The 25,598-nt window shown below is 57.5% G+C and carries 29 protein-coding genes; 16 read left to right on the top strand and 13 right to left on the bottom strand.

The window, feature by feature from the left end; all coding sequences use genetic code 11:
• Positions 1-300: 300 nt before the first annotated feature.
• Genes B5525_RS18825 through B5525_RS18815 form a run of 3 tightly spaced genes read right to left on the bottom strand, consistent with a single transcriptional unit; the run spans position 301 to position 4,407 of the window.
• Positions 301-1,260 carry an MFS transporter gene (locus B5525_RS18825; protein WP_079567355.1) on the bottom strand — a complete coding sequence of 320 codons (960 nt, stop codon included), beginning with the start codon at positions 1,258-1,260 and terminating at the stop codon, positions 301-303.
• Positions 1,260-2,594: an MATE family efflux transporter gene (locus tag B5525_RS18820; protein WP_079567354.1), complete on the bottom strand. Its 1,335-nt coding sequence runs from the start codon at positions 2,592-2,594 to the stop codon at positions 1,260-1,262. The genes B5525_RS18825 and B5525_RS18820 overlap by 1 nt, the downstream gene beginning before the upstream one ends.
• A 10-nt stretch (positions 2,595-2,604) precedes the next feature.
• Positions 2,605-4,407, bottom strand: coding sequence for an ABC transporter ATP-binding protein (locus tag B5525_RS18815; RefSeq protein ID WP_079567353.1), 1,803 nt, complete (start codon positions 4,405-4,407; stop codon positions 2,605-2,607).
• A gap of 126 nt (positions 4,408-4,533) precedes the next feature.
• Here B5525_RS18815 and B5525_RS45420 point away from each other — a divergent pair, with 126 nt between their 5' ends.
• Positions 4,534-4,791 (top strand): hypothetical protein, encoded by a 258-nt coding sequence (locus B5525_RS45420; RefSeq protein ID WP_079567352.1) that lies wholly within the window; start codon positions 4,534-4,536, stop codon positions 4,789-4,791.
• A 61-nt stretch (positions 4,792-4,852) separates the two neighbouring features.
• Here B5525_RS45420 and B5525_RS18805 read toward each other — a convergent pair whose 3' ends face one another.
• Together B5525_RS18805 and B5525_RS18800 are read right to left on the bottom strand one after the other, a co-directional pair.
• Positions 4,853-6,439, bottom strand: a complete 1,587-nt coding sequence (locus B5525_RS18805; protein WP_079567351.1) for a DHA2 family efflux MFS transporter permease subunit — start codon at positions 6,437-6,439, stop codon at positions 4,853-4,855.
• Positions 6,440-6,486: 47 nt separating this feature from the next.
• Entirely contained in the window at positions 6,487-7,806 is a 1,320-nt protein-coding gene (locus tag B5525_RS18800) for an HlyD family secretion protein (protein WP_079567350.1), read from the bottom strand.
• A 184-nt stretch (positions 7,807-7,990) separates the two neighbouring features.
• Between B5525_RS18800 and B5525_RS18795 the strand changes: the two genes are divergently transcribed.
• Positions 7,991-8,635: a TetR/AcrR family transcriptional regulator gene (locus tag B5525_RS18795; RefSeq protein ID WP_079567349.1), complete on the top strand. Its 645-nt coding sequence runs from the start codon at positions 7,991-7,993 to the stop codon at positions 8,633-8,635.
• Between the two features lie 185 nt (positions 8,636-8,820).
• Here the strand turns inward: B5525_RS18795 and rocD are convergent, their stop codons facing one another.
• Positions 8,821-10,041, bottom strand: a complete 1,221-nt coding sequence (rocD, locus tag B5525_RS18790) for an ornithine--oxo-acid transaminase (RefSeq protein ID WP_079567348.1) — start codon at positions 10,039-10,041, stop codon at positions 8,821-8,823.
• Between the two features lie 169 nt (positions 10,042-10,210).
• Positions 10,211-10,504, bottom strand: a complete 294-nt coding sequence (locus B5525_RS18785; protein ID WP_079567347.1) for a GYD domain-containing protein — start codon at positions 10,502-10,504, stop codon at positions 10,211-10,213.
• A gap of 184 nt (positions 10,505-10,688) precedes the next feature.
• Here B5525_RS18785 and B5525_RS18780 point away from each other — a divergent pair, with 184 nt between their 5' ends.
• The 4 genes from B5525_RS18780 to B5525_RS18765 all read left to right on the top strand — a co-directional run bounded on the left by B5525_RS18780 (position 10,689) and on the right by B5525_RS18765 (position 12,385).
• Complete coding sequence (locus tag B5525_RS18780; protein WP_079573531.1) at positions 10,689-10,907, top strand: hypothetical protein; 219 nt, start codon at positions 10,689-10,691, stop codon at positions 10,905-10,907.
• 228 nt (positions 10,908-11,135) lie between these two features.
• On the top strand, positions 11,136-11,453 hold the full coding sequence (locus tag B5525_RS18775; RefSeq protein WP_079567346.1) for a hypothetical protein: 318 nt from the start codon (positions 11,136-11,138) through the stop codon (positions 11,451-11,453).
• A gap of 22 nt (positions 11,454-11,475) precedes the next feature.
• On the top strand, positions 11,476-11,904 hold the full coding sequence (locus tag B5525_RS18770; protein WP_244567943.1) for a hypothetical protein: 429 nt from the start codon (positions 11,476-11,478) through the stop codon (positions 11,902-11,904).
• 163 nt (positions 11,905-12,067) lie between these two features.
• Entirely contained in the window at positions 12,068-12,385 is a 318-nt protein-coding gene (locus B5525_RS18765) for a hypothetical protein (RefSeq protein WP_079567345.1), read from the top strand.
• A gap of 278 nt (positions 12,386-12,663) precedes the next feature.
• Here the strand turns inward: B5525_RS18765 and B5525_RS18760 are convergent, their stop codons facing one another.
• Positions 12,664-13,125 carry a cache domain-containing protein gene (locus B5525_RS18760; protein WP_079567344.1) on the bottom strand — a complete coding sequence of 154 codons (462 nt, stop codon included), beginning with the start codon at positions 13,123-13,125 and terminating at the stop codon, positions 12,664-12,666.
• Between the two features lie 1,191 nt (positions 13,126-14,316).
• Between B5525_RS18760 and B5525_RS18755 the strand changes: the two genes are divergently transcribed.
• From B5525_RS18755 to B5525_RS18725, 8 genes are all read left to right on the top strand, one after another.
• Positions 14,317-14,523: a hypothetical protein gene (locus tag B5525_RS18755; RefSeq protein ID WP_079567343.1), complete on the top strand. Its 207-nt coding sequence runs from the start codon at positions 14,317-14,319 to the stop codon at positions 14,521-14,523.
• 34 nt (positions 14,524-14,557) lie between these two features.
• Positions 14,558-14,770, top strand: a complete 213-nt coding sequence (locus B5525_RS18750) for a hypothetical protein (RefSeq protein WP_079573529.1) — start codon at positions 14,558-14,560, stop codon at positions 14,768-14,770.
• A 261-nt stretch (positions 14,771-15,031) separates the two neighbouring features.
• Positions 15,032-15,349 (top strand): hypothetical protein, encoded by a 318-nt coding sequence (locus tag B5525_RS18745; protein ID WP_079567342.1) that lies wholly within the window; start codon positions 15,032-15,034, stop codon positions 15,347-15,349.
• Between the two features lie 304 nt (positions 15,350-15,653).
• The gene (locus B5525_RS44040; RefSeq protein ID WP_154073304.1) at positions 15,654-15,836 is read left to right on the top strand and encodes a hypothetical protein; all 183 of its coding nucleotides are present in this window, start codon (positions 15,654-15,656) and stop codon (positions 15,834-15,836) included.
• 1,521 nt (positions 15,837-17,357) lie between these two features.
• Positions 17,358-17,684 (top strand): hypothetical protein, encoded by a 327-nt coding sequence (locus tag B5525_RS18740; protein WP_079567341.1) that lies wholly within the window; start codon positions 17,358-17,360, stop codon positions 17,682-17,684.
• A 37-nt stretch (positions 17,685-17,721) separates the two neighbouring features.
• Positions 17,722-18,432, top strand: coding sequence for a hypothetical protein (locus B5525_RS18735; RefSeq protein ID WP_154073303.1), 711 nt, complete (start codon positions 17,722-17,724; stop codon positions 18,430-18,432).
• 125 nt (positions 18,433-18,557) lie between these two features.
• Positions 18,558-19,211, top strand: a complete 654-nt coding sequence (locus tag B5525_RS46375) for a DUF4145 domain-containing protein (RefSeq protein ID WP_079567339.1) — start codon at positions 18,558-18,560, stop codon at positions 19,209-19,211.
• An 87-nt stretch (positions 19,212-19,298) separates the two neighbouring features.
• Entirely contained in the window at positions 19,299-19,853 is a 555-nt protein-coding gene (locus B5525_RS18725; RefSeq protein ID WP_154073302.1) for a hypothetical protein, read from the top strand.
• Positions 19,854-19,867: 14 nt separating this feature from the next.
• Here B5525_RS18725 and B5525_RS18720 read toward each other — a convergent pair whose 3' ends face one another.
• The 4 genes from B5525_RS18720 to B5525_RS45415 all read right to left on the bottom strand — a co-directional run bounded on the left by B5525_RS18720 (position 19,868) and on the right by B5525_RS45415 (position 23,295).
• Positions 19,868-20,485 (bottom strand): type II secretion system F family protein, encoded by a 618-nt coding sequence (locus B5525_RS18720; protein WP_079567337.1) that lies wholly within the window; start codon positions 20,483-20,485, stop codon positions 19,868-19,870.
• Between the two features lie 362 nt (positions 20,486-20,847).
• Complete coding sequence (locus B5525_RS18710) at positions 20,848-21,525, bottom strand: hypothetical protein (RefSeq protein WP_154073301.1); 678 nt, start codon at positions 21,523-21,525, stop codon at positions 20,848-20,850.
• Between the two features lie 282 nt (positions 21,526-21,807).
• Positions 21,808-22,173, bottom strand: a complete 366-nt coding sequence (locus B5525_RS18705) for a hypothetical protein (protein WP_079567335.1) — start codon at positions 22,171-22,173, stop codon at positions 21,808-21,810.
• Positions 22,174-23,121: 948 nt separating this feature from the next.
• On the bottom strand, positions 23,122-23,295 hold the full coding sequence (locus B5525_RS45415; protein WP_172899922.1) for a hypothetical protein: 174 nt from the start codon (positions 23,293-23,295) through the stop codon (positions 23,122-23,124).
• Positions 23,296-23,618: 323 nt separating this feature from the next.
• Between B5525_RS45415 and B5525_RS45410 the strand changes: the two genes are divergently transcribed.
• Together B5525_RS45410 and B5525_RS18700 are read left to right on the top strand one after the other, a co-directional pair.
• Positions 23,619-23,873, top strand: coding sequence for a hypothetical protein (locus B5525_RS45410; RefSeq protein WP_172899776.1), 255 nt, complete (start codon positions 23,619-23,621; stop codon positions 23,871-23,873).
• On the top strand, positions 23,860-24,090 hold the full coding sequence (locus B5525_RS18700; RefSeq protein ID WP_244567942.1) for a tyrosine-type recombinase/integrase: 231 nt from the start codon (positions 23,860-23,862) through the stop codon (positions 24,088-24,090). Before B5525_RS45410 ends, B5525_RS18700 begins: the two co-directional genes overlap by 14 nt.
• 508 nt (positions 24,091-24,598) lie before the next feature.
• Here B5525_RS18700 and B5525_RS18690 read toward each other — a convergent pair.
• Complete coding sequence (locus tag B5525_RS18690) at positions 24,599-25,573, bottom strand: HEPN domain-containing protein (protein WP_154073300.1); 975 nt, start codon at positions 25,571-25,573, stop codon at positions 24,599-24,601.
• Positions 25,574-25,598: the final 25 nt, after the last annotated feature.

The following is a 25,598-nucleotide window of genomic DNA, read 5'->3' as shown; positions in this document are numbered from 1 at the left end:
CGTGAGACCGCTAAGGTCGCTCAGCACGGCCCGAGGCTGCGCCCGGATTGACTCCAGACTCGATACAGCAAAAATAGGCTCAGCCGGTCGCGTCGAGGTCCGTCACGCCCGGTTGCTTGCAGTTATTGGGGTACGAAAAACGTTTCCACACGGCCTGGGCCGCAGGCGGACATTGCCATGGCAGAAGATACGGATTAGTGCGTGAACGCGCGGAGCTTTGCCGACCCCTATATCACAGAACCTGACCGAGCAATCAGAGACTAGTGACGTCCACGCGCGCCAACCAACCGACCCGCCGCCTCACCAATCCACTACGTGAGAGGGCTCAAGTATAGATCCTTCAGCCGTCGCAGACGCAAAGCTAACTTGGACGTCCGATCTCGCAACTGGGACGAAGTTTCTGAGCCAAGGCAGCGCGAACCAGATCAATGCAGCCGCTTGAATTGTGAGGTTTAAACCGAACGCGGCCTGGTAAGCGATCATGGGATAGTGCCCATCTTGAGACGCCCATAGGTTAACGATTAGTCCGATCCCATATTGGACTGTGAACGCCCAGCCGAAATGCAGCAGGTTCAACGCGCCATTGGCACGCGCGGCGATTTCGATGGGAAAGTAATCTGCTATGATCGCATAGCTCAGCACGGTCGCTGCTCCCACTACCGATACGACGGACCAAGGCAGAATGCATGGGAGCGGCACGCGCAGAACTAGCGCGAGTTCGGCCAGCATGAATAGCGCCCCGAACACTGCCAATAGAGCTTCGGTCGCTATGCCACGTTTGCGCAGACGATCCGCCAGCGTCCCCATCAGCAATGCGCCAAGGCTGATTCCAATCGCCATCGTGAAGAGCTGATTGATCACGCCTTGCCGGTCGAATCCTTCGACGTCAGCGAGCCAGGATGCGGCCCACAATGAATGCATTGCCCAGGACGATCCGATGCAAGTTGCAGACAGAGGCGCAATTCTCAGGAAGCGCGGATCCGAAAAGATGCAACGCAAAGTAAGCGGTTTGCCAGAAGAGACGGAGTTCTTGGAACCCCCGTCGGACTTCGGCACAGCAAAATAAATGAGCCCGGCAACCACAAGCGTCGCGATCGTCAGAACTTCGAACAGGCTCCGCCAGCCGATCCAATTCAGCAGCCAATCGGTCGGCGCGGTGGCCGTGATGGCGCCGAACGAGCCCAACATGATCATGCAGCCGTTGACGAATGCTACTCGATCTCTGGGAAACCAGAGGACAATTGCCTTAAGCCCAGCCATCAACGCAGCCGCTTGTTGAACTCCAGGCGCAGCAACCACAAACTCAATGCCGCCTGCAACGTCGTCGTTACGATCGACAGGCGCCACACGTCCACCATGCGAAAACCCGACTGCGCGGACAGCCATATCACCGGCATCGCGTAGGTGATCAGACGTGCGCCGGAGCTCAACAGCACCGGCCTGGTGTTGCCCAAGCCCTGAAACATGCTTGAACACACGAAGATCAACCCCTGTGCGACGAGATTAAGGGAGACCATCTGCAGGAACAGCGCAGCAACCGCCATCGTCTCGGGGTCTTTGGCAAGGTCGCCCAGCAACAGATCCGGCCTCCATTGTGCAGCCATGGTAACGGTGATCATCAAGGCGGTTCCTATCAGCGCGACCTTCCTGAACGTCTCCCTCACGCGCACGCTGTTGCCGGCACCGAAATTCTGGCCGGCGATGGGTCCGGCCGCCAACGCAATGGCCATCGCGGGCACCTGAATGAGGCCCATCACGCGCGATCCGATGCCAAAGCCCGCCTGTGCCGCCGCGCCAAAATCCCGCAAGACGTAATAGATGACGCCCATATTGGCGAACATCATCGCGAACTCGCCGCCGGCGGGCAGGCCGATGTTCAGGATGCGTTTCCACTCCCTGAGCTGCGGGCGCAACAGCCGGCGATTGACACCGACATAGCGTTCCAGCCGGCGAAAATACATCCACAGCATCACCACGCCGAAGAGCACCGCAATCGAACTCGCAAGGCCCGCGCCGGCGACGCCCAGGGCGCGACCGGTGCCCCAGCCCGCGATCAGAACCGGAGCAAGCACGATATTGATACCGACCGCGACCGCCTGCACGATCATGGTCGGCCGCACGATCCCGGTGCCGCGCAAGGCGGACGACATCACCAGGAAAGCGAACTGCAGCGCCAGCGCCGGGATGAACCAGATCAGATAGATTGTGTCCGCTTCGATCGTGGCATCGTCCGCAGCGACCGCGCGCATGTAGCTGCGCGCGAAGACCGTTCCGGCAATCCATGTCAGCAGCGCGCACGCCACGGACAGGCCGAGCGCCTGATTGAACACCAGATTGGCATCGGCGCGATCCTTGCGCCCCACCGCATGCGCGATCAGCGCCACTGTTCCGACGCTGAGCACCTGCATCAGCGCGTTGATGAGGAATCCGGCGTTGCCGGCCGCCGCCACGCCGGGGACGGCGGCGTCCCCGAGGCCGGAAACGAAATACAGATCGATCAGCCCGCAGAGCATCATCATGATCATGCCGGCGAAAATCGGGGGAGCCATGGTCAGGATGTGGCTGACGATGGAGCCTTGCGTGAGGTCTTTCATGCCGGTGCCCTCACCCCGCCGCCGAGATCGATGTGAATTCCGTCGCCTGCCGCTCGAACAGCCCGCGATAGAGTCCGCCCGGACGAACCGCGAGCGCGGCATGGCTGCCCTGCTCGACGATTTCGCCACGGTCGAACACCAGGATGCGGTCGAGGCTGCGCACCGTCGACAGCCGATGCGCGATCACGATCGAGGTGCGGCCCTTCATCAGCCGTTCCATCGCCTGCTGGATCAGCGCTTCGGATTCGGAATCGAGGCTCGACGTCGCCTCGTCGAGGATCAGGACCGGCGCGTCGGCCAGGAACGCGCGCGCCAGCGCGACGCGCTGCCGCTCGCCGCCCGACAGCTTGACGCCGCGTTCGCCGACCAGCGTGCCGTAGCCCTTCGGCAGCCGCAGGATGAACTCATGCGCATTGGCAAGCCGTGCCGCCTGTTCGATCGCCGCCATGGAGGCGCCGGGCCGGCCATAGGCGATGTTCTCCGCCAGCGAACGGTGAAACAGGATCGGCTCCTGCTGCACGATGGCGATCTGGCTGCGCAGCGATTGCTGCGTCGCCTGCGCGATATCCTGGCCGTCGATCAGGATCCTGCCGCCGGAGACGTCGTAAAGCCGCTGCACCAGTTTTACGAATGTGGTCTTGCCCGATCCGGAGCGCCCGACCAGGCCGACGCGTTCGCCGGCGCGGATGTCCACCGACAGCCCGTCATACAGCGGCGCGCGGTGGCCGCCGTAATGGAACGTCACTTCCTCGAACTGGATGCGGCCGCCCTCGATGTCGATCGGTTTTGCGCCAGGCGCATCGGCAATGCCGATCGCCTCGTCATGGATGGCGACAAGCTCCTCCATGTCGTTCACGGAACGCTGCAGATTGTTGATGTGCATGCCGACGTCGCGCAGATAGGCGTGGATGATGTAGTAGCTGGTCAGCACATAGGTGACGTCGCCAGGCGAGGCGCGACCCGCGATCCACAGCAGCAGGGCGCCGCCGATCACGGCAGCGCGCAGGCACAGCAGCACCGAGAGCTGCGCGGCGGCGGTGTAGTTGTAACGCAGCCAGGTCCGCCGCACGCGCCTGCGCCAGCGGCTGATGACACGGGCCAGCCGCGCTTCCTCGCGCAGCTCCGCGCCGAACGATTTCACCACCGCGTTGCAGGTCAGCGCATCGGCCAGCGTGCCGCCCACCCGGGTGTCCCAGGCATTGGAGATCCGTGCCGCCGGCGCCACATAGCGCGTCGAGAACAGCACGATCATCGGGACGTAGATCGCCGAACCGACGGCGATCACCAAGCCGAGCGACGGCCAGTGCAGCCCGAGCAAAATCATCGATCCCACGAGCACCGCCAGCGAGGGCAACAGCGCCATCAGGATGGTGTCGTTGAGCAGATCAAGCGCCCACATGCCGCGGGTGATCTTGCGCACGGTCGAGCCGGCGAAGCTGTTGGCGTGCCAGTCGGTCGAGAAGCGCTGCACCCGCATGAAGGCCCCGCGCGCCACGTCGGACATGATGCGCAGCGTGAACGGCACGATGGCCTGATATCCGAGCAGGCGCAGCACCATCGAGGCAAGCCCGAGCGCGACGATCGCGGCGAAAGCCGCGACCGCCGCCCGTCGCGCGGCCGGGTCGGAAGCGCCCGAAGTCATGGCGTCGACCAGATGGCCGGAGAATACCGGCATGAACAGATCGGCCACGGTGGCACCCAGGAAGCCGCCGGCAATGATGGCGGTGCCGGCCGGCTGCTTCAGCCAGTGGCGGAACACGAAGGGCAGCACCACGCGGATGGCGGCGGGGCGGTTGTCGCGAGAGGCGGTCATGGCGTCATCCGGATGCGGCTGGCGCGCACTCCGGCTCCATTGCTTGACGTGCGGACGGCATCGGGCCGGGCGCGGGCGTCGTTAAAAAAAAATCAGTGACTTACCGGGAAGCTTGGGGAGACCGGGATGTCAGGCCCGATCGCTGCTGACGGAGGTGGCCCGCTTGAGCACGATCAGATCGCGCGCCAATTTTTAAATGCGGGGCCCGAACGGACGTCCAGCACGAGCATCGGACGCGGGCGTTCGATCTGCGAATATGACGAAATCATGCAAATCCTCCCCGGTTCGAGCGACAATATGGTGCTTATAAATGCATCGCTTGTGATTTGCAACCTCGCAACCGTCAGAGCGTTTTCAAGCGAAGTGGAGACCGGTTCGGGTTAAGAAAACGCGTCAAATCAAGAATCTAGAGCCCCGTTTCGATTCTATCGAAACGGAAAAGGCTTTAGTGCGCCGGTTCGGTCGACGCCAAGACCGGCTTTTTCAGCAGCATGACCAGCAAGGAGAGTCCGAGATAGAACACCGTCAGCATGAAGAAGGCGTCGCCATATCCCATCACCACCGCCTGGCGGTGCACGATCTGCGTCAACTGCTTCATCGCCATCAACGCGGCGTCACCCATGCCCTGCAGCCGCTGGGTGAACATGTTGAGCGTTTCGGTCGCGGTGGCGTTGCCCCAGGTCACCCTCTCCTGCAACCGGACGATATGCAGGTCGGTGCGGTCGTTCAGCACCTGGTTGATGAGCGCAAGCCCGACCGCGCCGCCGAGATTGCGCGTCAGGTTGAACAGACCGGAGGCGTTCTTGACCCGATCCGGAGCCAGGGTCCCGAGCGCGATGTTGTTGGTCGGCACCATCGCGAACATCATGCCGATGCCGCGCAGAACCTGCGGCAGCAGCAGCTCGTAGAAATCGTAGTCGCGGGTGATCCAGGTCATCTGATAGGAGCCGAGCGCGAAGATGACGAGGCCCGCGGCGATGATCAGCCGCATGTCGAACCGCAGCATCAGACGCCCGACGATCGGCGCGGTGAGGAACATGGTGATGCCGGAAACGAACATGGTTTCGCCAATCATCATCGCGCTGTAGCCGCGCACCTCCGACAGGTAGCGCGGGTAGATATAGGTCAGGCCGTAAAGGCCGATGCCGATGCAGAATGACAGCAGGCAGCCGATGGCGAAATTGCGGTCGGTGAAGGCGCGGATGTCGACGATCGGCTCGTCCGCCGTCAGCACGCGGTAGAAGAAGGCGATCGCCGAGAGCGCGCAAACCGCGGCGCAGACCGCGACGGACGTGTCCTGCAGCCACTCATATTGCGGTCCTTCCTCGAGCACATATTCGAGCGCGCCCAGAAAGCCCGCCATGTAGATCAGGCCCCACCAGTCGAAACGGTCGAGCAGCGCGAAATTCGGCTGATCGAAGTCGACCAGCGCCAGCACGCCGATGGTGATGCCGATGCCGGGGACGATATTGATGAAGAACAGCCAGTGCCACGACATCGCGTCGGTGATGTATCCGCCAACGGTCGGGCCAATGGTCGGCGCCAACGTTGCGACCAGACCGATGATCGGGCCGACGATATAGAATTTCGAACGTGGAAAGACCGTATAGGCCGAGGCGAACACCGTCGGGATCATGCCCGCGCCCAAAAACCCCTGGATCGCGCGCCAGACGATCATCTGCTCGATCGACGAGGCGAACCCGCACAGGAAGCTCGCGATGGTGAACCCGGCGGCCGAAATCGCAAACAATATCCGCGTGCCGAGCGCGCGCGACAGGAATCCGGACAGCGGGATCGCGATCACTTCCGCGATCAGATACGCGGTCTGGACCCATGACACCTCGCTCGAACTCGCCGACAGGCCCGCCTGGATTTCGGAGAGCGACGCGGAGACGACCTGGATGTCCAGGATCGACATGAACATGCCGAAGACCATGATCAGAAACGCGATCAGCCGGCGCGGCGGAATGCGTTCGGAAGCCACCGGGGGGGCGGCCATCATGGCAGGCGGGGCGGTGGTGGCGTTGGCCATGATCTCAGATGCTCACAATCGGGCACATCGCCCGAGGTCCTGGAAATTTATTGCGGGTGGATCATCGTCGGCGAGTCCAGATCGGCTTCGCTGTCGGCGTCGGCCGCGCCCTCGCGGGTGTCGACGGTCGCATAGACCGACATGCCCGCGCGTAACAGGTTCTGCTTGGCGACATCCTTCGGCACGCGCACGCGCACCGGCAGCCGCTGCACGATCTTGGTGAAGTTACCGGTGGCGTTGTCCGGCGGCAGCAGCGTGAACACCGAGCCCGCCGCCGGCGAGATGCTGTCGACGAAGCCTGCGAACTTGCGATGGCCGTAGGCGTCGACCGAGATAGTCACCGGCTGGCCCGGACGGATGCGCTTGAGCTGCGTTTCCTTGAAGTTGGCGTCGATGAAGACATCGTTGAGCGGCACGACATTGCCGAGCCGCTGCCCGACCACGACGAAGTCGCCGGTATTGACCAGGCGGTTGGAGAAGGTGCCGTCGACCGGCGCGCGCACCGAGGTGAAGTCGAGGTCGCGCTGGGCCTTGGCCAGCGACGTCTGCAATTCCGCAAGCTGCGCGCGGGCCTCAGCCTGCTGCGCCTTTGTCACTTCGACATTGTCGCGCGCGGCGTCGTAGGCGGCCTGCGCCGCCCTCACCGCCGCCAGGCCCTGGTCGCGCCCGGCTTCCGACACTTCATAGGTCGCGTGCGAGGCAAACCCCTTGGCGCTCAACGCCTGCTGACGGTCGAAGTCGAGATCGGCGCGCTTCAGGCCAGCCTGGGCGGAAACGAACTGGGCCTGCGCCTGCTCGACCGCGCTTTGCAAGGCGGTGACCTGACGGCCGATGCGCTCGATGGTCGCCTCCTGGGTAGCGATCTTGGTGCGCGCGGCATCCGCCGCGATGCGATAATCGCCATCGTCGATCCGAAAGATCACGTCGCCGGTGTGGACCACGGCGTTGTCGCCGGGAAGAATCGCGGCGATGTGTCCCGACACCCGCGCGCCGAGCGTGGTGTTGTTGGCGCGCACATAGGCGTCGTCGGTGGAGACGTAAAAGCGTCCGACCAGAACATAATTGATGCCATAGGCCGCGGCGGCGAGCGCCAGCAGCACGACGATGCCGGTCAGCACCCGCTTGCGTTTTCCCGGTTTTGGCGCAGTGGCAGCGGGAGCGCCCGTGGCGGCGGCAGGGTGCTCGACGCCGGGCTTTTCGATGGCCGGGCTCACTGGCGCCTCCGCGTGGCGACGCGCGGTCTCGTCCGAAAGATGGACCCGAAGCTGCTCGGCAAGAGCCGCCGCGTCGCGCGAGGCGTCATCGCCCTCTGCCGTATTCGGCTCGGTGCGAAGGATACGCGCGGCTTGGTCTCTTGCTGCGGCCATCAAGGCCTCCCCATTACAAATTCGCGCTGCGAGCCGGGCCCACACAGGCCTCGCTGCACCACCGATTTACAAATTAGCATTGACCGAACGGTTCGGTCAAGCTACATTACTATACCACAACCCTACAGGGCAGTTCCTTCCGAGCCGTTTCCGAAGCGGCAATCTTTCCAGAAAAGCTAAACTAATGGTTGCAGCCAATCGTACCACAACGGTCCACGTCCTTGGCGACGAAGATAGCGCCAAGCGGCGGCAGATTCTCGCCGGAGCCAGCAAGGTGTTTATGGATCTGGGTTTTGACGGCGCCAGCATGGGCGAGATCGCGCGCGCCGCCGGGGTCTCCAAGGGCACCCTCTACGTCTATTTCGCCGACAAGAGCCGGCTGTTCGAAGCCATCGTCGAGCAGGAAATGCTCGACCAGCAAAAGGTCGCTTTCAATTTCGCTCCCGAGCGCGACGTTCCCACCACACTGCGCGAGTTCGGCCAGGCCTATATCGAATTGCTATGCCGGCCGGGCGGCGGGTCGGCGATCCGCACCGTGATGGCGATTGCCGAGCGGATGCCGGAGGTCGGCCGCCGCTATTACGAGCAGGTGCTGGAAAAAACCATCAACCGCTTCGCCGCCTATCTCGAAGCGCATGTGCAGGCAGGTGAGATTGCGATCCCCGACTGCCAGCTCGCGGCCTCGCAATTCATGCAGATGTGCCAGGCGTCGCTGTTCCTGCGCTTCATTTTCCAGGCCGCGCCGCCGCCTTCGTCCGAGCGCATCGCCGAAGTGGTCAAAAGCGCGACCCGGATGTTTTTGGCGGCGTATCAGGCGAAGGCGGTTTGAGCGGGGACAACCGTTGGTGGCCTTGTCGACGCCCGTTCACTCAACGCTTTGGAGCAATGGCGTCACGAGCGCATGCACCTCACCCCTCGGGAAGGAAACCACCCACCCGCCGGGCTCCAACAGCCAGCGCCCTCTTTTCCTACCGACGCTGCGCCGCGTGAGCAGTCATCTGTTTCTTCGCTCAATTACCGAGATGATAAATCCTGCCTCAACGTGGTTCCGATCTCCTCCAGCGCCCAGTCGACCTGGTCGCTGGTGATCACAAGCGGTGGGGCAATGCGGATCGTGTGTCCATGGGTGTCCTTGGCAAGGATGCCTCTGCTCTGCAGCGCCTCACAGTAGCGACGTGCATCGCCTGCTTCCGGGTGAAGCTCGACCGCCAGCATCAGCCCGCGTCCGCGTACCTCACGAATCGTATTGGCGCGGATGCTCCTGAGGCCATCGAGGAAGCGCGCGCCCTGAACGGCTGCGTTCTCAATCATCCCCTCCTCGACAAGCACCCGCAGGGCTGCCCGCGCCACCGCACAGGCGAGCGGGTTGCCGCCGAAGGTCGAGCCGTGCTGGCCGGGTTTCAGGGTACCGAGCACCGCGTTGTTCGAAAGAACGGCCGACACCGGATAGAAGCCGCCAGACAACGCTTTGCCGAGTAGCGTCACGTCCGCCTCAATGCCATCGTGCTGCTCGGCGAGCAGCTTGCCGGTGCGGCCGAGCCCGGTTTGGATCTCGTCGAGGATCAGCATCACGTCGTGCGCGGTGCAGAGCTCGCGTACCCTGGTGAAATAGCCTGATGGTGGGATGATGACGCCGGCCTCCCCCTGGATCGGCTCAACAAGAAAGGCAACCGTGTTCGGCGTGATCGCCTCCTGCAGCGCCTTGGCGTCGCCGAAGGGAATGATTCTGAATCCCGGCGCGAATGGCCCGAAATGCTCGCGTGCTGCCGCATCGGTGCTGAAGCCGACGATAGCAAGGGTGCGTCCGTGGAAGTTGTCGCCACAGACGATGATCTCGGCGAGCCCGTCCGGTACGCCCTTCACCTCGTAGCCCCACTTGCGCACGGACTTGATCGCGCTCTCCACCGCCTCGGCACCGCTGTTCATCGGCAATACTTTGTGGGAGCCGGTCAGCTCCGCGATCTGCTCGTAGAAGGGGGCCAGTTGGTCGTTGTGGAAGGCACGGGAAGTCAACGTCAGCCTGCCCGCCTGCTCCACCATGGCAGCCAGGATCTTCGGATGGCAGTGACCCTGATTCACCGCCGAATAGGCGGAGAGGCAATCGAGATACCGGTTGCCTTGCGTATCCCACACCCAGACGCCCTCGCCGCGCGACAGAACGACGCCGAGCGGCTCGTAGTTCCGGGCGCCAAAGCGCTCCTCGGTCGCGATAAAATCGGTGGCTGGTGGACTCATCCTCAGTCACTCCAGTTGCAGCGAGCCGGCATCAACTGGGTTCTCCGATCGCGCGGGTCAAGACCTTGGGCATCAGCCTGCGCAGCGGTTGACGCGCTCGGTTGGCGTCTTCGACGCGTCAACCAGCTTCCTGTAGCGAAGATATCAGGTCTCGGTGCTGACCCGACGGTCAGATCATCTTGCCGACGATCTTGGTCATGTCCGCCGCCGAGAACGCTCGCAAAGACTCGGTGCGGACGTTGCCCAAGGCACTCAGATTCAAGTTGAGCGCCGTGGCGGCAAACTCATCCGGCGCATCGAGGATTGTGACAATATCATACCGTCCCTGCGTCCAGAACAGCTCTTTCACCGTCACTCCAAATGTCTCGGCCATTTTCCTGAAGGCTTCTGCCCGCTTCGGTGAGTCCTTGGCGCTACGGACACCTTGGTCGGTGAAGTTGGCAAGCACAACATAAGTTGCCATCGTCGCTCTCCCTGGTTGTCAGTTATGGGTGATTTTTCAAATATTCTAGCCGATCATTCGGCGGCATTGATAGATCAAGGCTCTTGACGCTTCGGGGGCGTCGGAGGCGAACGACGGGAGCGGCCGGTCCATAGGTCGTCGTTACGATCGTGGAAACGGTATCGCGACGGTGGTATATGAGGACATGGCAAATGGTCAGGTTGTCCTCGTAACAACTGAACCGTTAGAAGGCGGTTCACCTGTTCGCTCGCTCTATTATGTGGCCGAACAGGATCCGGCAAAGGCCAAGGCAATCGTCGAGGCAATGATGGCCCCGAATGAAACGGTCGAAGCGTGGGGACCGCTTCCGGAGGTAGCTGTCCAAGCTCTGGGATTGAAACCCGGCGACTTCACGCACGGGTGACTGGCATTAGAATTTGGTAGCGGGAGAGGGCTACATGCAGTCCCCACCCGTTTAGAGCGTTTATTTTCAAAGACTTACCGAGCGGCCTGATCCAGTGCGAAAAGCGCCTTCACTGAGAAGCGTGAAGCGGTTTTGGCAATAGAGAGGGAGGTTGCCCACAGCTTTTTCCGCAGTCCGGTTTGACCGCAGCACCCGCACGGGCCCAAGCTCCGCGCGGGGGGCATTTCAATGACATGGCAAGCTGAACTTGCGGCTTTGATTGAAGAGACGATGGCTCACGTCAAGGCCGTGGAGGGCACGAACGTTAAGCCCATTGTGCCGCTCAAGATCGTCGACCGCGCGTTTGCTGAGTCCCCTCGCCCCGCCCGGCTGGAGCCCATGGCCTGGTCGTCGGCGGGCTCCGAGCGGGATGAGATCAAGCGGCGCGTCGCGAACTTTAAGGCAGTTCAGGAACGAATGCAGTGGGAACGCGAGGACTATTGCGAGCGGACGTTGTCACATGCTCGTATCGTTGAGACAGCCAAAGGACGGCTGCCGACAAGTTAGAATCGCCTGAAGGAAATTGGCGGTGACGATTATGGACGCCTTGGCAAACGTTCTGCAATCCGAGCCCCTTCAGGAGCAGGCTTGGCAGTGGTTTGGAATAGGTTTGGGGGCCGCATTCCTTATCACGTTCGGAGTGATCGTTCTCTTCTTCTGCCACAGCGCCTTTTTTGACGAAAAAGATGAGGGCATCGATACAGGCTTTCTTGGTCTCATCTTAATGCTCGTGACCATACTTTACTTAGTCGCGTTTTCCTTTCTCGTTGCGGCTTCCGCCAAGGGCATCGATATCAAAATTATGGTTGCGGCTGTGGATGCCTTCGTTCTGATTGGAAGCAAACTCTTGGCCCCTGAGTTTCTTCGCTACTTGAACCAGGAGCCAATCGGCGGGCAGACAGCCGCGCCGTCCAAAACGGAAGCGAGCGTCGCGTCGTCATCTAACTCATCAAATTGATTCCGGTGGCGCATCCCCAAAGAGCGCGCGAAGCCATCACGGCGGTTGCAGTGTTGCAACTCGCCTAGCGGGCAACCACTCAACCTGTTAGGTTGCACCGGCTTTTGGGGCAACCAGCGCGGAAACGACCGCGACTGAGGACGGGGCTGAGCGGGGGCGGTTCATGGCGATGACGCATCGAAACCTCTGTGAGTACGGGGGGAGTCCTGCGGAGCTATATAAGCTTTGGGATGACGATCTGAAAAAGACGATGCGTCGCCGACAATTCTGCGAACTGGCTGGAATGCTAAGTTTCCTCGGTTCGCTCTTCGTGTGGAAATCAGGCGTCGAAACATATTGGGCCTCCGGTATCGTGCTCGGAATATATTTCGCGGTTTCCGCCATTAAATTCATGATCGACGAGAGCAATATTAACTATCTGTTGCATCGGTGGGATTCGGAGAATGCGTTAGCTAGCTTCAAAGGTGCGCAATGGCCCTAGCCGATCTCGTTTCGACTTCGGTCGTGTCAACTGCACTCGTTTGGCGATTGAGGAAACAGTCGCCTTGCTAAGTCCCAGCGCCCGCCGCAAAGGCTTCAACACGGTCCTGCCGAACGACTTCAACCGGGTCCCTTTAATTTGGATCGGCTAATGTAACGGTCTCGATGAGGACGGTCGCGTTGATAGAAAAAACCCGCCGAGCCGAAGCCGAGCGGGTTCATTGTCAAGGTTCGGCAACATAGGTCGTCGCCCCACGAGATCGTTTGGGCTCGGAACGTTCATTTGTAATAACCGACACCGCAGCCCAGATCGCCGACCTTGGTTACGAAGCTCACCTTCGGAAACGTCGGCGTGGTGGTGCCCGGCTTTGGAAACATGTAGCTCTGCAGCTCAGTGATTTGACCTTCCGGCTTCTGCGCCGCGGCGTAGATTGCCAGACCATACGCGTTGCCGGTGGCGTCCTTAAGTGTTCTAACGTCCGTGCCAGCTGGAACAGCCTTCGGACTGGCGAGGGTCTTCCCGTCAGCGATTCTGAAACAGAATGGATAAAGATCGCGGTCCAAGAACCCGCCCTCTCCCTTGAGGAACATCGCCACCGCCACGGCCTGGTCCGTTTTTACAGCGGCGACCGCCTTGTCGAGCATGGCCCGAGCCTCCTGGGCCGTGCCCCCTTGCTGCGCGAACGCGGCGGCTGAGAGCATAAGAGCCGACACCGCGCCGATGATAATTGTGCGGAACATTGGATCCCTCCATGCGTGGTTGGGCGCCGCAAGTGGTTTGCGGGCGCATTACCTGATTGGCTACCTGATGAGCCAGCGAGGAGAAGCAGTTTAAATTGTGAGAAGTGCTGTGAGCCTGCCGTCGGCATCAACGCCGCCATTAACTCACGGAACTTCGGCACGTTCCGTTGGCAGCTCAATGAGCAAAAGCTACACCCGTCTGCCGCGCTATGGAAGGGGCCACGAACTTCCTACCGAAACGCCCGCTGTTTGGGAAAGCTATGAAAGGGGACGTATCGCCCTTATGCCACATCTGCTCTAGTTAGGTGGTCGGGGGAATTGCTCCTTTTGGATATTCCCTTCACACACCCCTAGACACTGTACCCATATCCACGATCCAGGGGCGCCGAAGAAAATTGCTAGAGGTCGCAATGACTTCGCTTGACAGCTACCGCAGCATTTCAGCCCGACGTTTGTTGTTTTGTTTGTTTTTTCTTTTGTCTTTGCCTTCAGCATGCGCTGATCGGTCGTGCTGATTGCGTGGTTATTGATCGGTGACGTTGCCGACACCCCCCTGCCTATCGCCCGACAGAGCCGGACAATAGGCAGGGGGTGGGCTTGCATCCACGTACTGGAAGGCAGGTAATCTGTCACCGCGTTTTTCTCAAATATGTAACGACGCTTTGTCCGCCAATAGGTTTCCAAGGGCAGGAGGGAGCGGCGACACGGCCAGGGCAAAGCGCTTGCCCATCTTGTCAATTCCTCGGAGAGGATGGATTTGTCGCGTGAGACGCGAAGCATGCGCGGCAAATCACGCTGTTGAATCTTGCAATTTCTCAATTTCAGTTAAGCCGTTTTGATTTTGGCAAGGAAGAAATTTTTGCCTTCGCGCTGCCAAGCACTGGTCTCACTGGCTCGCCTTCCCCGCACCTACCGATCTGTGACGAGCATTTAATCTGCTTCGTAACTGATACGTCTTAGTTTGAACACGGACTGTTGGACTGAACCAAGTTTTCCCTGCTCCCAACTCGACTATTGGCGCGGGTCTGGAATCAATAAGGTGACTCAAAATCAATGATAAGAGTTCCATTGTCGGAACACGAACGGCTCTAAGAGCCGCGCCCAATAAAAATAGTTCTGTCGGATAACAGTAATAACTCTGAAGCAAAGAGAACGAATAAGCTTGTGGAAAACAAGGCTGGGGAGGTGACAATGAAAAAGGTTCGGCGCTTGCGCGCTATGGGTTCGCTATGTCGACAACAGGCTGCATACAACCCTGCCAAGAGAGGGAGGCTTATCGCGGAAGCGGAGTACTGGGAGCGCTTAGCGGAGGCCGAACTGACCGTTCACTTCAAAGAATGCAATGCCGATCGCGTTGTGGTGGATGGCTGGCGATGGAGCAGCATTGCCGCCGCGTGAGTGGTATTGTTTTCGACGCTTGGGGGGCGTGGGGATGCTGCACTACCGGGCTTACCTTTTGGATAAACACAGCCACATTATAAGCGCGGCCAATCTTTATTGTGCCGACGAGCAGGCAGCAAGAGAGCGGGCCGAACAACTAGCTGACGTCAATGATGTCGAACTCTGGCAACTTGATCGCCGGATAGCGATCTTCAAATCTGGTACCGCCCTTCCCAAAACTATTGGGGTGCGCACAGATGTCTAGCCAATGACTAGCGCTTTTTCGATACAAGCTAAGTGATTGAAAACGTTGGTAGCGGGAGAGGGCTACATGCAGTCCCCCACCCGTTTAGAGCGTTTATTTTCAAAGACTTACCGAGCGGCCTGATCCAGTGCGAAAAGCGCCTTCACTGAGAAGCGTGAAGCGGTTTTGGCAATAGAGAGGGAGGTTGCCCACAGCTTTTTCCGCAGTCCGGTTTGACCGCAGCACCCGCACGGGCCCAAGCTCCGCGCGGGGGGCATTTCAATGACATGGCAAGCTGAACTTGCGGCTTTGATTGAAGAGACGATGGCTCACGTCAAGGCCGTGGAGGGCACGAACGTTAAGCCCATTGTGCCGCTCAAGATCGTCGACCGCGCGTTTGCTGAGTCCCCTCGCCCCGCCCGGCTGGAGCCCATGGACTGGTCGTCGGCGGGCTCCGAGCGGGATGAGATCATGCGGCGCGTCGCGAGCTTTAAGGCAGTTCAGGAACGGATGCAGCGGGAACGCGCGGACTATTGCGAGCAGACGCTGTCGAATGCTCGTTTCGTTGCGAGAGTAAAAGAAAGACTGCCGACAAGCTAGGATAAGCAACGGGAGTGCGGACGACCCATCCGAAACACCCCCCGCCCCGAGCCGGGTTTCTGGAAAGTTCTCGTTTCTTGGTCCGTTCCTTTGATCCCCTGATGCTGTTCGTAAAGGGCCTGTGTCCAAATTAGAGGAGTCGGCTGTCCGAATTTCGCCCTGTCCTAGCTTAGAGGCGCACTCATAAGTTGACGATATGTCATAGATTCGCCTTAAAATAGCGAACATATCATGAATGGGAACCGGAATGAGCTGGCAATTTCGGGGTACTCCCAAATGTCTAGATGTCTCCGGGAGAGAGGCCATGGACAGCCCAAAACATTGCAAAGAGCAGGCGGAGGAATGTCTTCGCCTAGGGAAATTAGCGCAGAGCAAGGATCAAGCCGGGATTCTGAGAAATATCTCCTCTAGCTGGTCAAGACTTGCTGGCCAAATCGACCGATACAATGCGATCGTGCGTGAACAGCGCCGCATTGCCCAGGAATAGGCCGCCTCAGTTGGCGCCTCACTTTCATGACAGCTTTGGCAACGGACCACGCGGCGCATGGTCTGTTCACCTGTCAGATGATCTTCGATGTTATCGGCGATCTCATCGCAGACCGACACGCCGGTAAAGCTGCCGGTACAAGCCAACCTTAAATGTAACCGTGCCGAGCTATGACCACGAGTGTCGCCAGCACTACCCACATGCTGATTGTCCAAACTGCAACCGAGTTGAATTGGGACTTTGGCTGATAAGGTTTGCGCCAGTGGCGAGCCATCGGACCCTCCTGACTTGCTCTGATAGGTAAGTCTCCGCCAACGGCTCAAGGTTCAGTCACGATGGGCCAAAGAACACGGTCCCGCCTTCGGGCTGGGGGCTGGTAGGCAGGACCGTGCCGGGTCACGGACCAGCACGGTAACGTGACTCGCAGATATTCGCGGCAAAGACTGGCCAATTCGCGACCACACGAAGGCAAACAGGGCACGCTTCGTGCCTCACCCATTAATAATCTGTTTCAGCCGCGTAACGGCAGGAAGGCACCGCAAAGAGGACCCGTCGTGTTAATTCGCCCATGTCAGGCACCGGACAGACAAGAAACCTTAACGGGCCTACATCTGAAAAGGGGCGGCCGGGAGTGGGTTTTGCAAACCGTTGTTGTCAAGAAGATACAGCGGAGAGATGATGAACTCGTAGCGTTAGTGCGCCTCCGCCTAAATGGTCATTATGCCAGAGTGCCAATAACGATACAGCGAGACGGCGAGACGTGGGCTGCCGTCGCTCATACCAAAAGTGCCATCACGCGAGGAAGGATTGAAATCGCCGCACGTAAAGTGGGCGAGCTAAACGCCTTGGCTCCCGACCCCGCATGAGCCGCCTTAGTTGGCGCCTATGGGTCCACCGCCACATCGCAAACTTCGCAATGGAAGCCGCAATCGTTTTCTATCGCGAGCCATACACGTTTGGCGATGTTGGTGATTTACACCGAGTGACCGGCGGTTAGTTCCGCTCGGCTATAAGGGCGCTAGCTCTGCTGACGCGGTTGCGTTGCCATCGGCCCTGCATGCATCATCGCCTGCTGGAGGGGCTTCTTCTGACGACGCCAAGAACTTTGAACGCGCGCTAGTTCGTGCCAACGTTCTGCCTGTGCAATCCATCTTCCTCTGTTGAGCTGGTCTACTTTCGCCCGCTCCAAACACTGCAGTTCCATTATCGTGCAATCGTTCATGTCAGCGTCTCCCTTATCCACAACACTATTTCTTTTCTTTGCGTCAGAGTCATTATGATTATATGGCAGAACTAAATTGAGATTGGTCAGTGGACTTGACAGTGCAGCAAAAACATCTTGTCCCTTTCAAATGTGAGTAGTTGAGCGGCACAGGGTTCGTGTGCGCTCGTTTTATTTTCCAACTGCCGCCAGCCGTTTTTTTCCGATAAAAATATGCGCGGTGCGCACCGTGTAACGCAATCCGCCACTTCTAGCGGCAAATCGTCCGGAATTATTCAACGCTGCCGATCCTTGAAGCGATGGATTACGAAGTGACGACCTTCAAAGTCACATGGGGATTGCCGCCGAAAGCGCGGCTGAGGCTGAAGTCAAACGGCAATGCCGACATTCAGAAGGTGAACGCCATTGCCGCGAAGGCGACAAGCGGTGGTGTATTGGTTTCAGCGTTAATCACGAGCGCCGTTACGGCGAAGCGCATCCAAAGCACCATGAAGCTAGGAACGGCGTATCTGGATGTAGACTTCGCGGTGCCGCCACGGGTAAACATGAAGTTCGTAAATTTGAAGGCGAACGAAAAAGACGACACGCTGCGCGATACGGACGATCTAGAAATCGCCTGCAAATAGCAAACCGCGTCGCCTGCAAAAAGCCGGGGGGACTATTTTGGATTCTTTAGTTTTGAGGATGCTCGCTTTTTCAGTTCTCATCCTCGCACTGGCGATTTGGGGCACCGTTCTGGCGATCCGTCGCGTCTCCCGTAAGCAGCCGTTCGGGGTGTCAGGCTGGGGTGTAGTGGTCTTTTGGTGCCTAGTCGGCCTTTCCGTTTTTTCGGGACCGCGCAAACTTCTAAACCAGACTGCCGATCAGCAGGCGGCGTCAGACGCTTCGCGCGATCAGATCAAAAAGACAATGGAAGCAGGGGTCGCGGCAAAGCACGGGGGCGAACTGCCTAAGACTATGAGTCCTGATGATTTGAAAATAGCTATGGCTGTCGGAGCAAAAGCCGCCGATCAGCAGGGGAAGTCGTCGGCAGCCGAAAAGTTGAAGTCTATGAAAACGCGCCCCGATCCAGCCGACGTAAAATACAGCCCGGATGTGGTGCAGATGGCGGTTAAGCAGCAGCTCCGTGATCCAGACTCTGCCACCTTCGGCCCCATGAGCCTCTACTCAGATCGAAAAATGAACGACTACTATACGCCGGTTGTATGTGGCACGATAAATTCTAAGAACGACTTTGGAGGCTATTCCGGTAACAAGGCGTTTGTGTTCTTAATCCCTCTCACGGCAGTGATGATTGAAGGTTCTCCTAATCAGCAGCAAGCTCAGTTATTCGTAAAAACCTATAACCAGCTTTGCGCTGGTGCCCACGATTGATACTTCGGGCTCTTGGGGCCGGGGCAAACCGCCTTCTACGTCCATTTTTACATCGTCAGAATAATCACCCGGCCTCACGCCCCGTGCAGCGCGGCCTACAGTACCGAACAAGCCAGGGAACAACGATGGCCGAAAACTTCAAGCGACGATTTCAGGAACTATGTCAACAGGCGGACGCTATCGAAGCGTCGAAGAGATTCGAACGCCAGCCCCTCGAAGGCCACTTCATCGATCAAAATCAACTAATCAATTGGAGCGTGAAAGTGAGGCATCTGCTTTCAGCCGTGTGCGGGCCAGAGTCCGTGCATCTCAAGCAATTTGTCGCGTGCGAAAAGACAAGCATGTACCTAACTAATCACGGAATTTTCCTAAAGTTACGCGCCGTCCTTGACGCGGCGAAGGAAGATTATGAAGGCGGTTATCTGAATTCGCTAAAGCTTCTCGTTCAAGCGGAAGTGTTCGATAGCGAGCTTGAGCAAGCGAGCGAACTTCTATCGTCCGGCTACGTCCCTGCCGCCGCTGTTACTGCGGGCGTCGTCCTGGAGGCTGGCTTGCGCGAGATGTGTGTCGATAATGCTCTTCCTATCGGCAAGCTGGACAAAATGAACGCTGATCTAGCGAAAGCAGATGTGTACAACAAGCTGGTGCAAAAGCAGATCACTGCGCTTGCGGACATTAGAAATAGCGCCGCGCATGGTCATTACGACCGGTTCTCCGAGACGGATGTGGCGAACATGATCAAGGAGGTTCAGCGGATACTCGCTAATAGAACTACCTGAAATTCGAGCCCCGCATATTCGGCTAGCAGCCAAAAGGCCAACCGTATGACGACGGACTGCACTGAGCGCGAGCCCTCTGATGCTGAGATGAACGAAGCGCAAGAGGCTCTCGCACGCTGGCAAACACCTAAAGAATTTGCGGTCAAAGTCGAGAACTTCGCACCTCTCGTTAAGTCATCCACGCTTTTCAACAAAGCCAACGCGGGCTTTCTACGCGACGCGATTCCTATTGCTGAATTTACTAAGCATCGCACCGTGCAATCCGTTCGGCTGGCCAGACAGCGGGAGGGATTGAACGACGGGCAGTTTCGGAGCGCGGACGAAATAATCGACATCGAAGTGACTGAAGTTATGGAGCCAGCCAGAAAGCGCGGCGACGAGTACCGTTGCGGAGCCGACCAACAAGGCATTCGCCATTTTGACCCGTACCTCGGAGAAACAATCGCGAGTGAACTTGCAAAAAGCATTAAGAAGAAGGCTGACAAAGAATACCCAACAAAACCCGTGCTTTTGGTTTACCTGAACATTAGCGACGGCGGACGCCTCGGGGACGAAGTCGAAACCGCAATCAAGAGGCTCAGGGCAGAGTACGCAGACACGTTCCGCGAAATCTGCGTGCTGTGGGGCACTAAGTGGGCCTGAATGCACCACGCGAGCTATTCATCACTGCCGGGATCGAGCAGAGCTAATTTTCCAAGTTCCAAGAGTGCCTTTGCGGGCTGATAGGACAAGTTGCCCAATGCAGGCACCGGCAACATTAGCCCGGTTCTCAAGAGGCCCGCGCAAACTGCGTCTAGTTCTCCATTTGCCGGAAACGTGTTTGGTACAAGCTCCTCGACAAGCAAAGACCAGACGTGAACTTCGCGTTGCATGAGGACATAGGCTTTGCCTAAAACCAGAAGCTCATCGCGGGTCAATGTCTCCAAGATATTCGCCCATTTTTGAAAATTATCGAACTTAAACAATCTGTTCTTCTTTAGCCCTACGATCACTTGAGCGAGAAGACGTAGGTTGCGCTTTGCGGTGCCCTTTTCAATCGCATCTATTAGTCTCAGCGCCATGTCGACAAACTCTGGCACTTCCTTCTCGTCAAATGCAGATACAACGTCAGTGCCCTTTTCAAGCTCTTGAACAATTGAATCAATCGCTTCCTGCTTTCGTTTTCTAGCTCTCTCCTCTGCGAGGTTGCCGAGCGTTTCTCCGCCGGGCAAATGGAAAAAGTGCATTAGGTCTTTCACGACCGCGATACGGCCCAAACTCTTATCTGAATCCATTGCTATCATCCTACCCGGCGCGCCTCGTCAGAGGTTCGGTGCTGACCCCTTGACTCCATAAGAACATAATGAGAACATCCCGAGCCGGCTGTCAATGCTGGGTAGCTCAATGTCGCAAAGCCCCGCGCCTATTCCACAATCTGGCGCGGAGCAATTAGAAGCGGCGGCAGATCAGGCAATCGCGGTGTGCGGTGGTGACGCGCGCGAAGCCGTGAAGGCGTTGTTGGTTGCGAATGAATTTTTGGAAGCCGAGATAGAGGCAAGCGTCTCACGCGGGTATTTGCGCGGCGTGCGGCACGGGCGATTTAGAACTTACTCGGGCTAGTCCCTCCCCGCTAGACTGTCCGGCACAAAGGTAGCCATCACCTCATCTCGCTACCCGTGGCAGATAAGAATCTGACCTCCCCCATTGGGACAAACATGACTCGACCAAGCTGAGAAAAAATTATTCCGGCTGAAGAGGAACGGACCAGTCTAACATCTGAAAATGATCCGGTTTTTGTGATGATGTCATAATGCACTTCAACGCTCGCAATTTGAAACTTAGAGATCAGGCCGCCGACAACGATGGTTCCAAAGCTTATAAAAACAATAGACACACCAACGAGCTTCCAGTCCGGAACTGTTCCCTTTTTCCACTGGACATAAGCGATAGCACCGGCGGCAATCCCAGCGAGAGGGATTATCAGCCCGCTAGCGAAGTGTCCTGGTACTGCAAGAACCCAAAAATACAGACCTAGAGGCACTCCCGTTAGCATAATCACCGCGAGAATTGCCGCCAAAATCTTTCGGACCTTTTCGCTGAGCAATAAGATAACCTTATACAGTTGTTCAGCCAGTATCGATACGAATCCGGTAAGAAGCAAAAACACGAGCAGAAAAAAGACCACTAAGCCGAACGTGTACGCGACATTGCTTATGTCGACGAGCCCAATGAAATGGTAACCGACGACATAAAAATAACCGATGTTGAACAGTGCCGTTAGATAAAGCCCAACGACCGTTCCAATAGAGACAATCTTTGTGATCTTATCCAACATAAGCTGACCGATTTCCTGCCAACTAGGGTCGAGGCTTGGTGCGTCCATTCGCTTTGACGAGTTACCCGCCCCGCTAATCACGGCCTGCTGGATTTGGCACGGACAGTCCCACAGCCATCCAAAGACAGTCCTCAAGACTATAAACCAATTCGATTCCAGTATCACCCAGCTTCTCGCCCGCAACCATCAACACGAAAGAACCGCACGCCTTTCCGGGCATGCGGTCCCGCAGTTCGTATTCCTCACCCGAGATCGAATTGAAGGCGTGATAGCGCCTGGTGCTTATTCGACCTTCTTTCTCCTAGCTGCTCTCAATTTCTTGGCCGTCAATAGTGCCGAAGCAAGTGCAACACGCGCTTTCGCCTCTTCAGTTAATCTTTCATGCGCGTTCGCACGACGCGACTCGCTTGGAAGGCGACATTTCTCCATCATCACTTTTATTTGGTTGAAGCTAGTAAAATATTGCCTTCCAATCTTGTAGATTTCGAGGTTGCCTCGCTTCTGTTCTGCCTTGAGGGTTGCCACACTGATACGACCAGAAAAATAGATCTCGCATGCGTCGCTTAGCGGAAGCGGTGCGTCGGGGCCCGTTAGGCCGACACGTGCTAAGCGCGCTTTATCGTCGTTCGGCAAGGTCGTAATCGACATAGAATCTCCCCCAAGAAGCTGGCCTTCAATTCCGATACTTTCGCACGATTTGGCCGTAATGGGGGTTAGCCGACACACCTCACAAACCTGACATTTTCGGCCTCCGCATAGCGCGTCATCAGTTCACGCGCCTTGCGCTGCCAAGACAGCGTTCAAGAAACAGTGGATCGCAACCCTTAACGAGCGTCTTGACCGCGACGCGCGGGCTGTACTGCTTACGCGACTCTGCCCAGCAGGATTATATCCGGCAACGAGTCGTTCAGAATGAGCGTCTGTAGACTGTTCTCGCAATCCCGCAGCTTCATCAAAGCCGGAATTAAGTTATCTAGCGGCGCTTCGTAGGTAGCGCCCGAACGCGGCGCATAGTGAATACGTTCCGAGCACCCCATCACCTAGACTCCGATTGCCTGCCGAACTGAACGACGGTAACCATTATGCGCGAGACGCCCTCAGCGCTAACAAGGGACTCGAAATAAGCCGTAGGGCGCACCTCACGCGTAATGCTTTGGTGCAACTTCACTGCCCGTAACCGTCGCGCCATCATGGGCAGTTGGACGGCAAGCCTAAGCAGTCGGTTGAGCTAGGCGCGACGCTTGGCACCAGAAACAACTATGCCAACCTCAAATCGCATGCGGTTAGAAGCTGGCAGAACTTATTAATGACCACAAAATGCGCGCGAGTGCCGAAGGACACCGGGAGATTATCATAGAGGAAGTCTCAGCGACGCTTAAGGAGAAGGACGCTAATAAAAAAACGCTATTGCGGTTGATACCAAAAGAGGAAGTGAAAGAGGTGTTGGGACGAATCGCCCGACATTGGCGACAGGCTCTTGATGCGGGTGTGGTTTGAGATACAGCCTTCAGCGTACAAGGCGGACCAAGCTACCAATGAAGGGCAGATCCGCCTGTTTAATCGAAATGCCGAGGTAAATGCGGAGTTTGAAGCGGCTTAACGCTGATGACCGAGGCCAATGCCCATCGTCACAGCTTTTGCTCGCAATGCGCCAATGGTGCGCTTGGACATCTTTGCAATCTTCACTACCGGGGTACGCGCCTTCGAGTGTGCCTTTAGCTCCTTCATGTCAGCCTTGGTCCATTCACGACGCGCAATTTTCTTCGCCATTACTTGCTCCTGATTTGTGTGAGGCGCCCTTCTACCAGATTTCTTTTAAGTATCAAGCTATCCCCAATTACATTTATGCTGAACTTGCAAATGTGAACAATACCTATCACTCCGCCTCGCGAACGTTACGATCTTCAGGTAGTACGCGCGATTAATTCTGAGTTTGACAGGCTTCTGTTCGATCCGACCGAGGACAAGAGCGATAATCGCTTCGGTCGGCGCAGGCGCAAACGGCCCTGACATTTGGCGAACTCTGCGAACGCTACGTGAGACCATCAGCGTGGCTCTGCGGCTCATCCTACTGACAGCCCAACGTCGCGGACATGATGCGCTCCGAGTTTCACGACCTCGAAGGCCCCGCGCCACATTGGATCATTCCGGCCGCGCGCACGAAGAACAAGAAGGCTGAACATACGGTCCCGCTATCGCCCACCGCTGTGCGACTGATCGGCGAAGCGCTTAAGGCCAGCCAGGATGAAACGCCCGGTGCGGACAATAAGCTGGTGTTTGGCAGCAAGTTCGAGGGCGTCACGGCATTCGCTAAGCCAAGCTGTCCGGCGCATCGTGGCGGACAATGAGCTATTAGCTTTCACTCCCCATGATCTGCGGCGGACGGCGGCAACCATCGTGCAGGCGGGTCGGCTGCCGGTTGATTTCGTCAAGGCGCTTCTGAACCATAACGACAAGGGCGTAACTGGCGTTTATGCGCGCTGGCACATGTTCGAAGAGAAGCGCGAATCGGTTTTGGCAATCGAGAAGGAGGTTGCTCGCAGCTTATCCACAGGTCCGGTTTGACCGCAGAACCCCCGCATGTTCAAATTAAGCGGGGGATCGTTTACGATGACATGGCAAGCCGAACTTAACGCTTTGATCGAAGAGACGATGGCTATCGTCAAGACGGTGGGTGGCGCAAACGTTAAGCCCGTTGTGTGCCGCTGAAGCTGGTCGAGCGCGCGTTTGTTGATTCCCCTCGCCCTGCACGGCTGGAGCCCATGGCCCGTTCACCGGCGGGAACGTGATGAGATCACGCGGCGCGTCGCGAACTTCAAGGCAGTTCAGGAACGGATGCAGCGAGAGCGCGAGGACTATTGCGACCGGACGCTGTCGAATGCTCGTTTCGTTACGAGAGTCAAAGAGAAGCTCCCGACAAACAGCCGCGCGGTCCAAGACTGAAGCGAACATCGCGCCGTCATCCAGCTCATGAAATTGATTCTAACCGCCCCCTGCCTCATCCCCAAAGAGCACGCGAAGCCGTTAGGCGGCGTTGATGCCGGTTGGCGAAGCGCTAGCGGCCTGAGCGTGCCTACACGACTCGGTTCTTTTCTTCTGCCACTAGACCGCTTCTGGCAAACAATAGCGCAAGTCCGCGCGGCTTGAGTCCTATTTCGTGAATTACAATATCCCAAAAATATAACTGCATGAGCCGTTCCTGATACGAGGTCAGTAGACCAAAATCGCCCTTGTGAATCAGGTTGTTGCGGATACCTTCAATTTCCTTGAAAAACAAATTCTCGTTGGCGAACGATTTATTTTGCTGTCCATACGCGACTGACAATTTCGACCTGATCGCGTCACTTTTGCCCCCGACGATGATTTCTAACGCAATCCAATACGACGAGAAACGAAATGCCTCGTCTTTTTGGCCCAACGCTGAATCAAAAAAGTTGCAAGCCCGTTGCAGACGCTTTCGATAGTCAGCCTGCTGCACGGCAAGCCGCTCAGCGATTTCATTCATCAATGCCGCGTCCACAATTCTGAAGAGGTCGCCATGCATAGGCAGTCGTACAATGTCTCCCCGCATCGCTAACACGCCGTTTGCGTTAAAATCGAAGTCGGCGACCCAGGTATAAAAGGGCAGTTTCCCGAAGGCCAACGCGATCAACGATCTGATAAAATTTATTGATTCAATCCCCATTGCATAGCTTGTGCGCCCGTCAATGTTTTCAACGGGAGAAATCAGCGCGAAGTAGTTGCACTCGGGGAGCTTCAGCTCGGATAGTTGAGCAAGGATTTTTAATTGACCGTCGTCCATCACGGCCATCACTTGCTTCGATTGAAGGGGAACGCAACTAGCTAAATTCCCCAAAACAGCCGTCGCTGGGTGCGAGTTTGGGAACGCTGCCCGTTTGATGCGAAGTGCGGAAATAAATTCGGAAAACTTTTGTGGCTCTGGCGGAATACAACTAAAAAGCTCCGCATGGAAATAATTGAAAGCTGGGTCTTCCGTCGCGAACATCGTGGCAATGTCTGCGACCGTCCGCTGTTTCGCTTCAAACATTTCCGCCCCACTGTTGCTTGCTCGC

It is taken from the genome of Bradyrhizobium erythrophlei, assembly GCF_900129505.1.
GTDB lineage: Bacteria > Pseudomonadota > Alphaproteobacteria > Rhizobiales > Xanthobacteraceae > Bradyrhizobium > Bradyrhizobium erythrophlei_D.
This window is presented reverse-complemented; position numbering and strand designations above follow the sequence as displayed.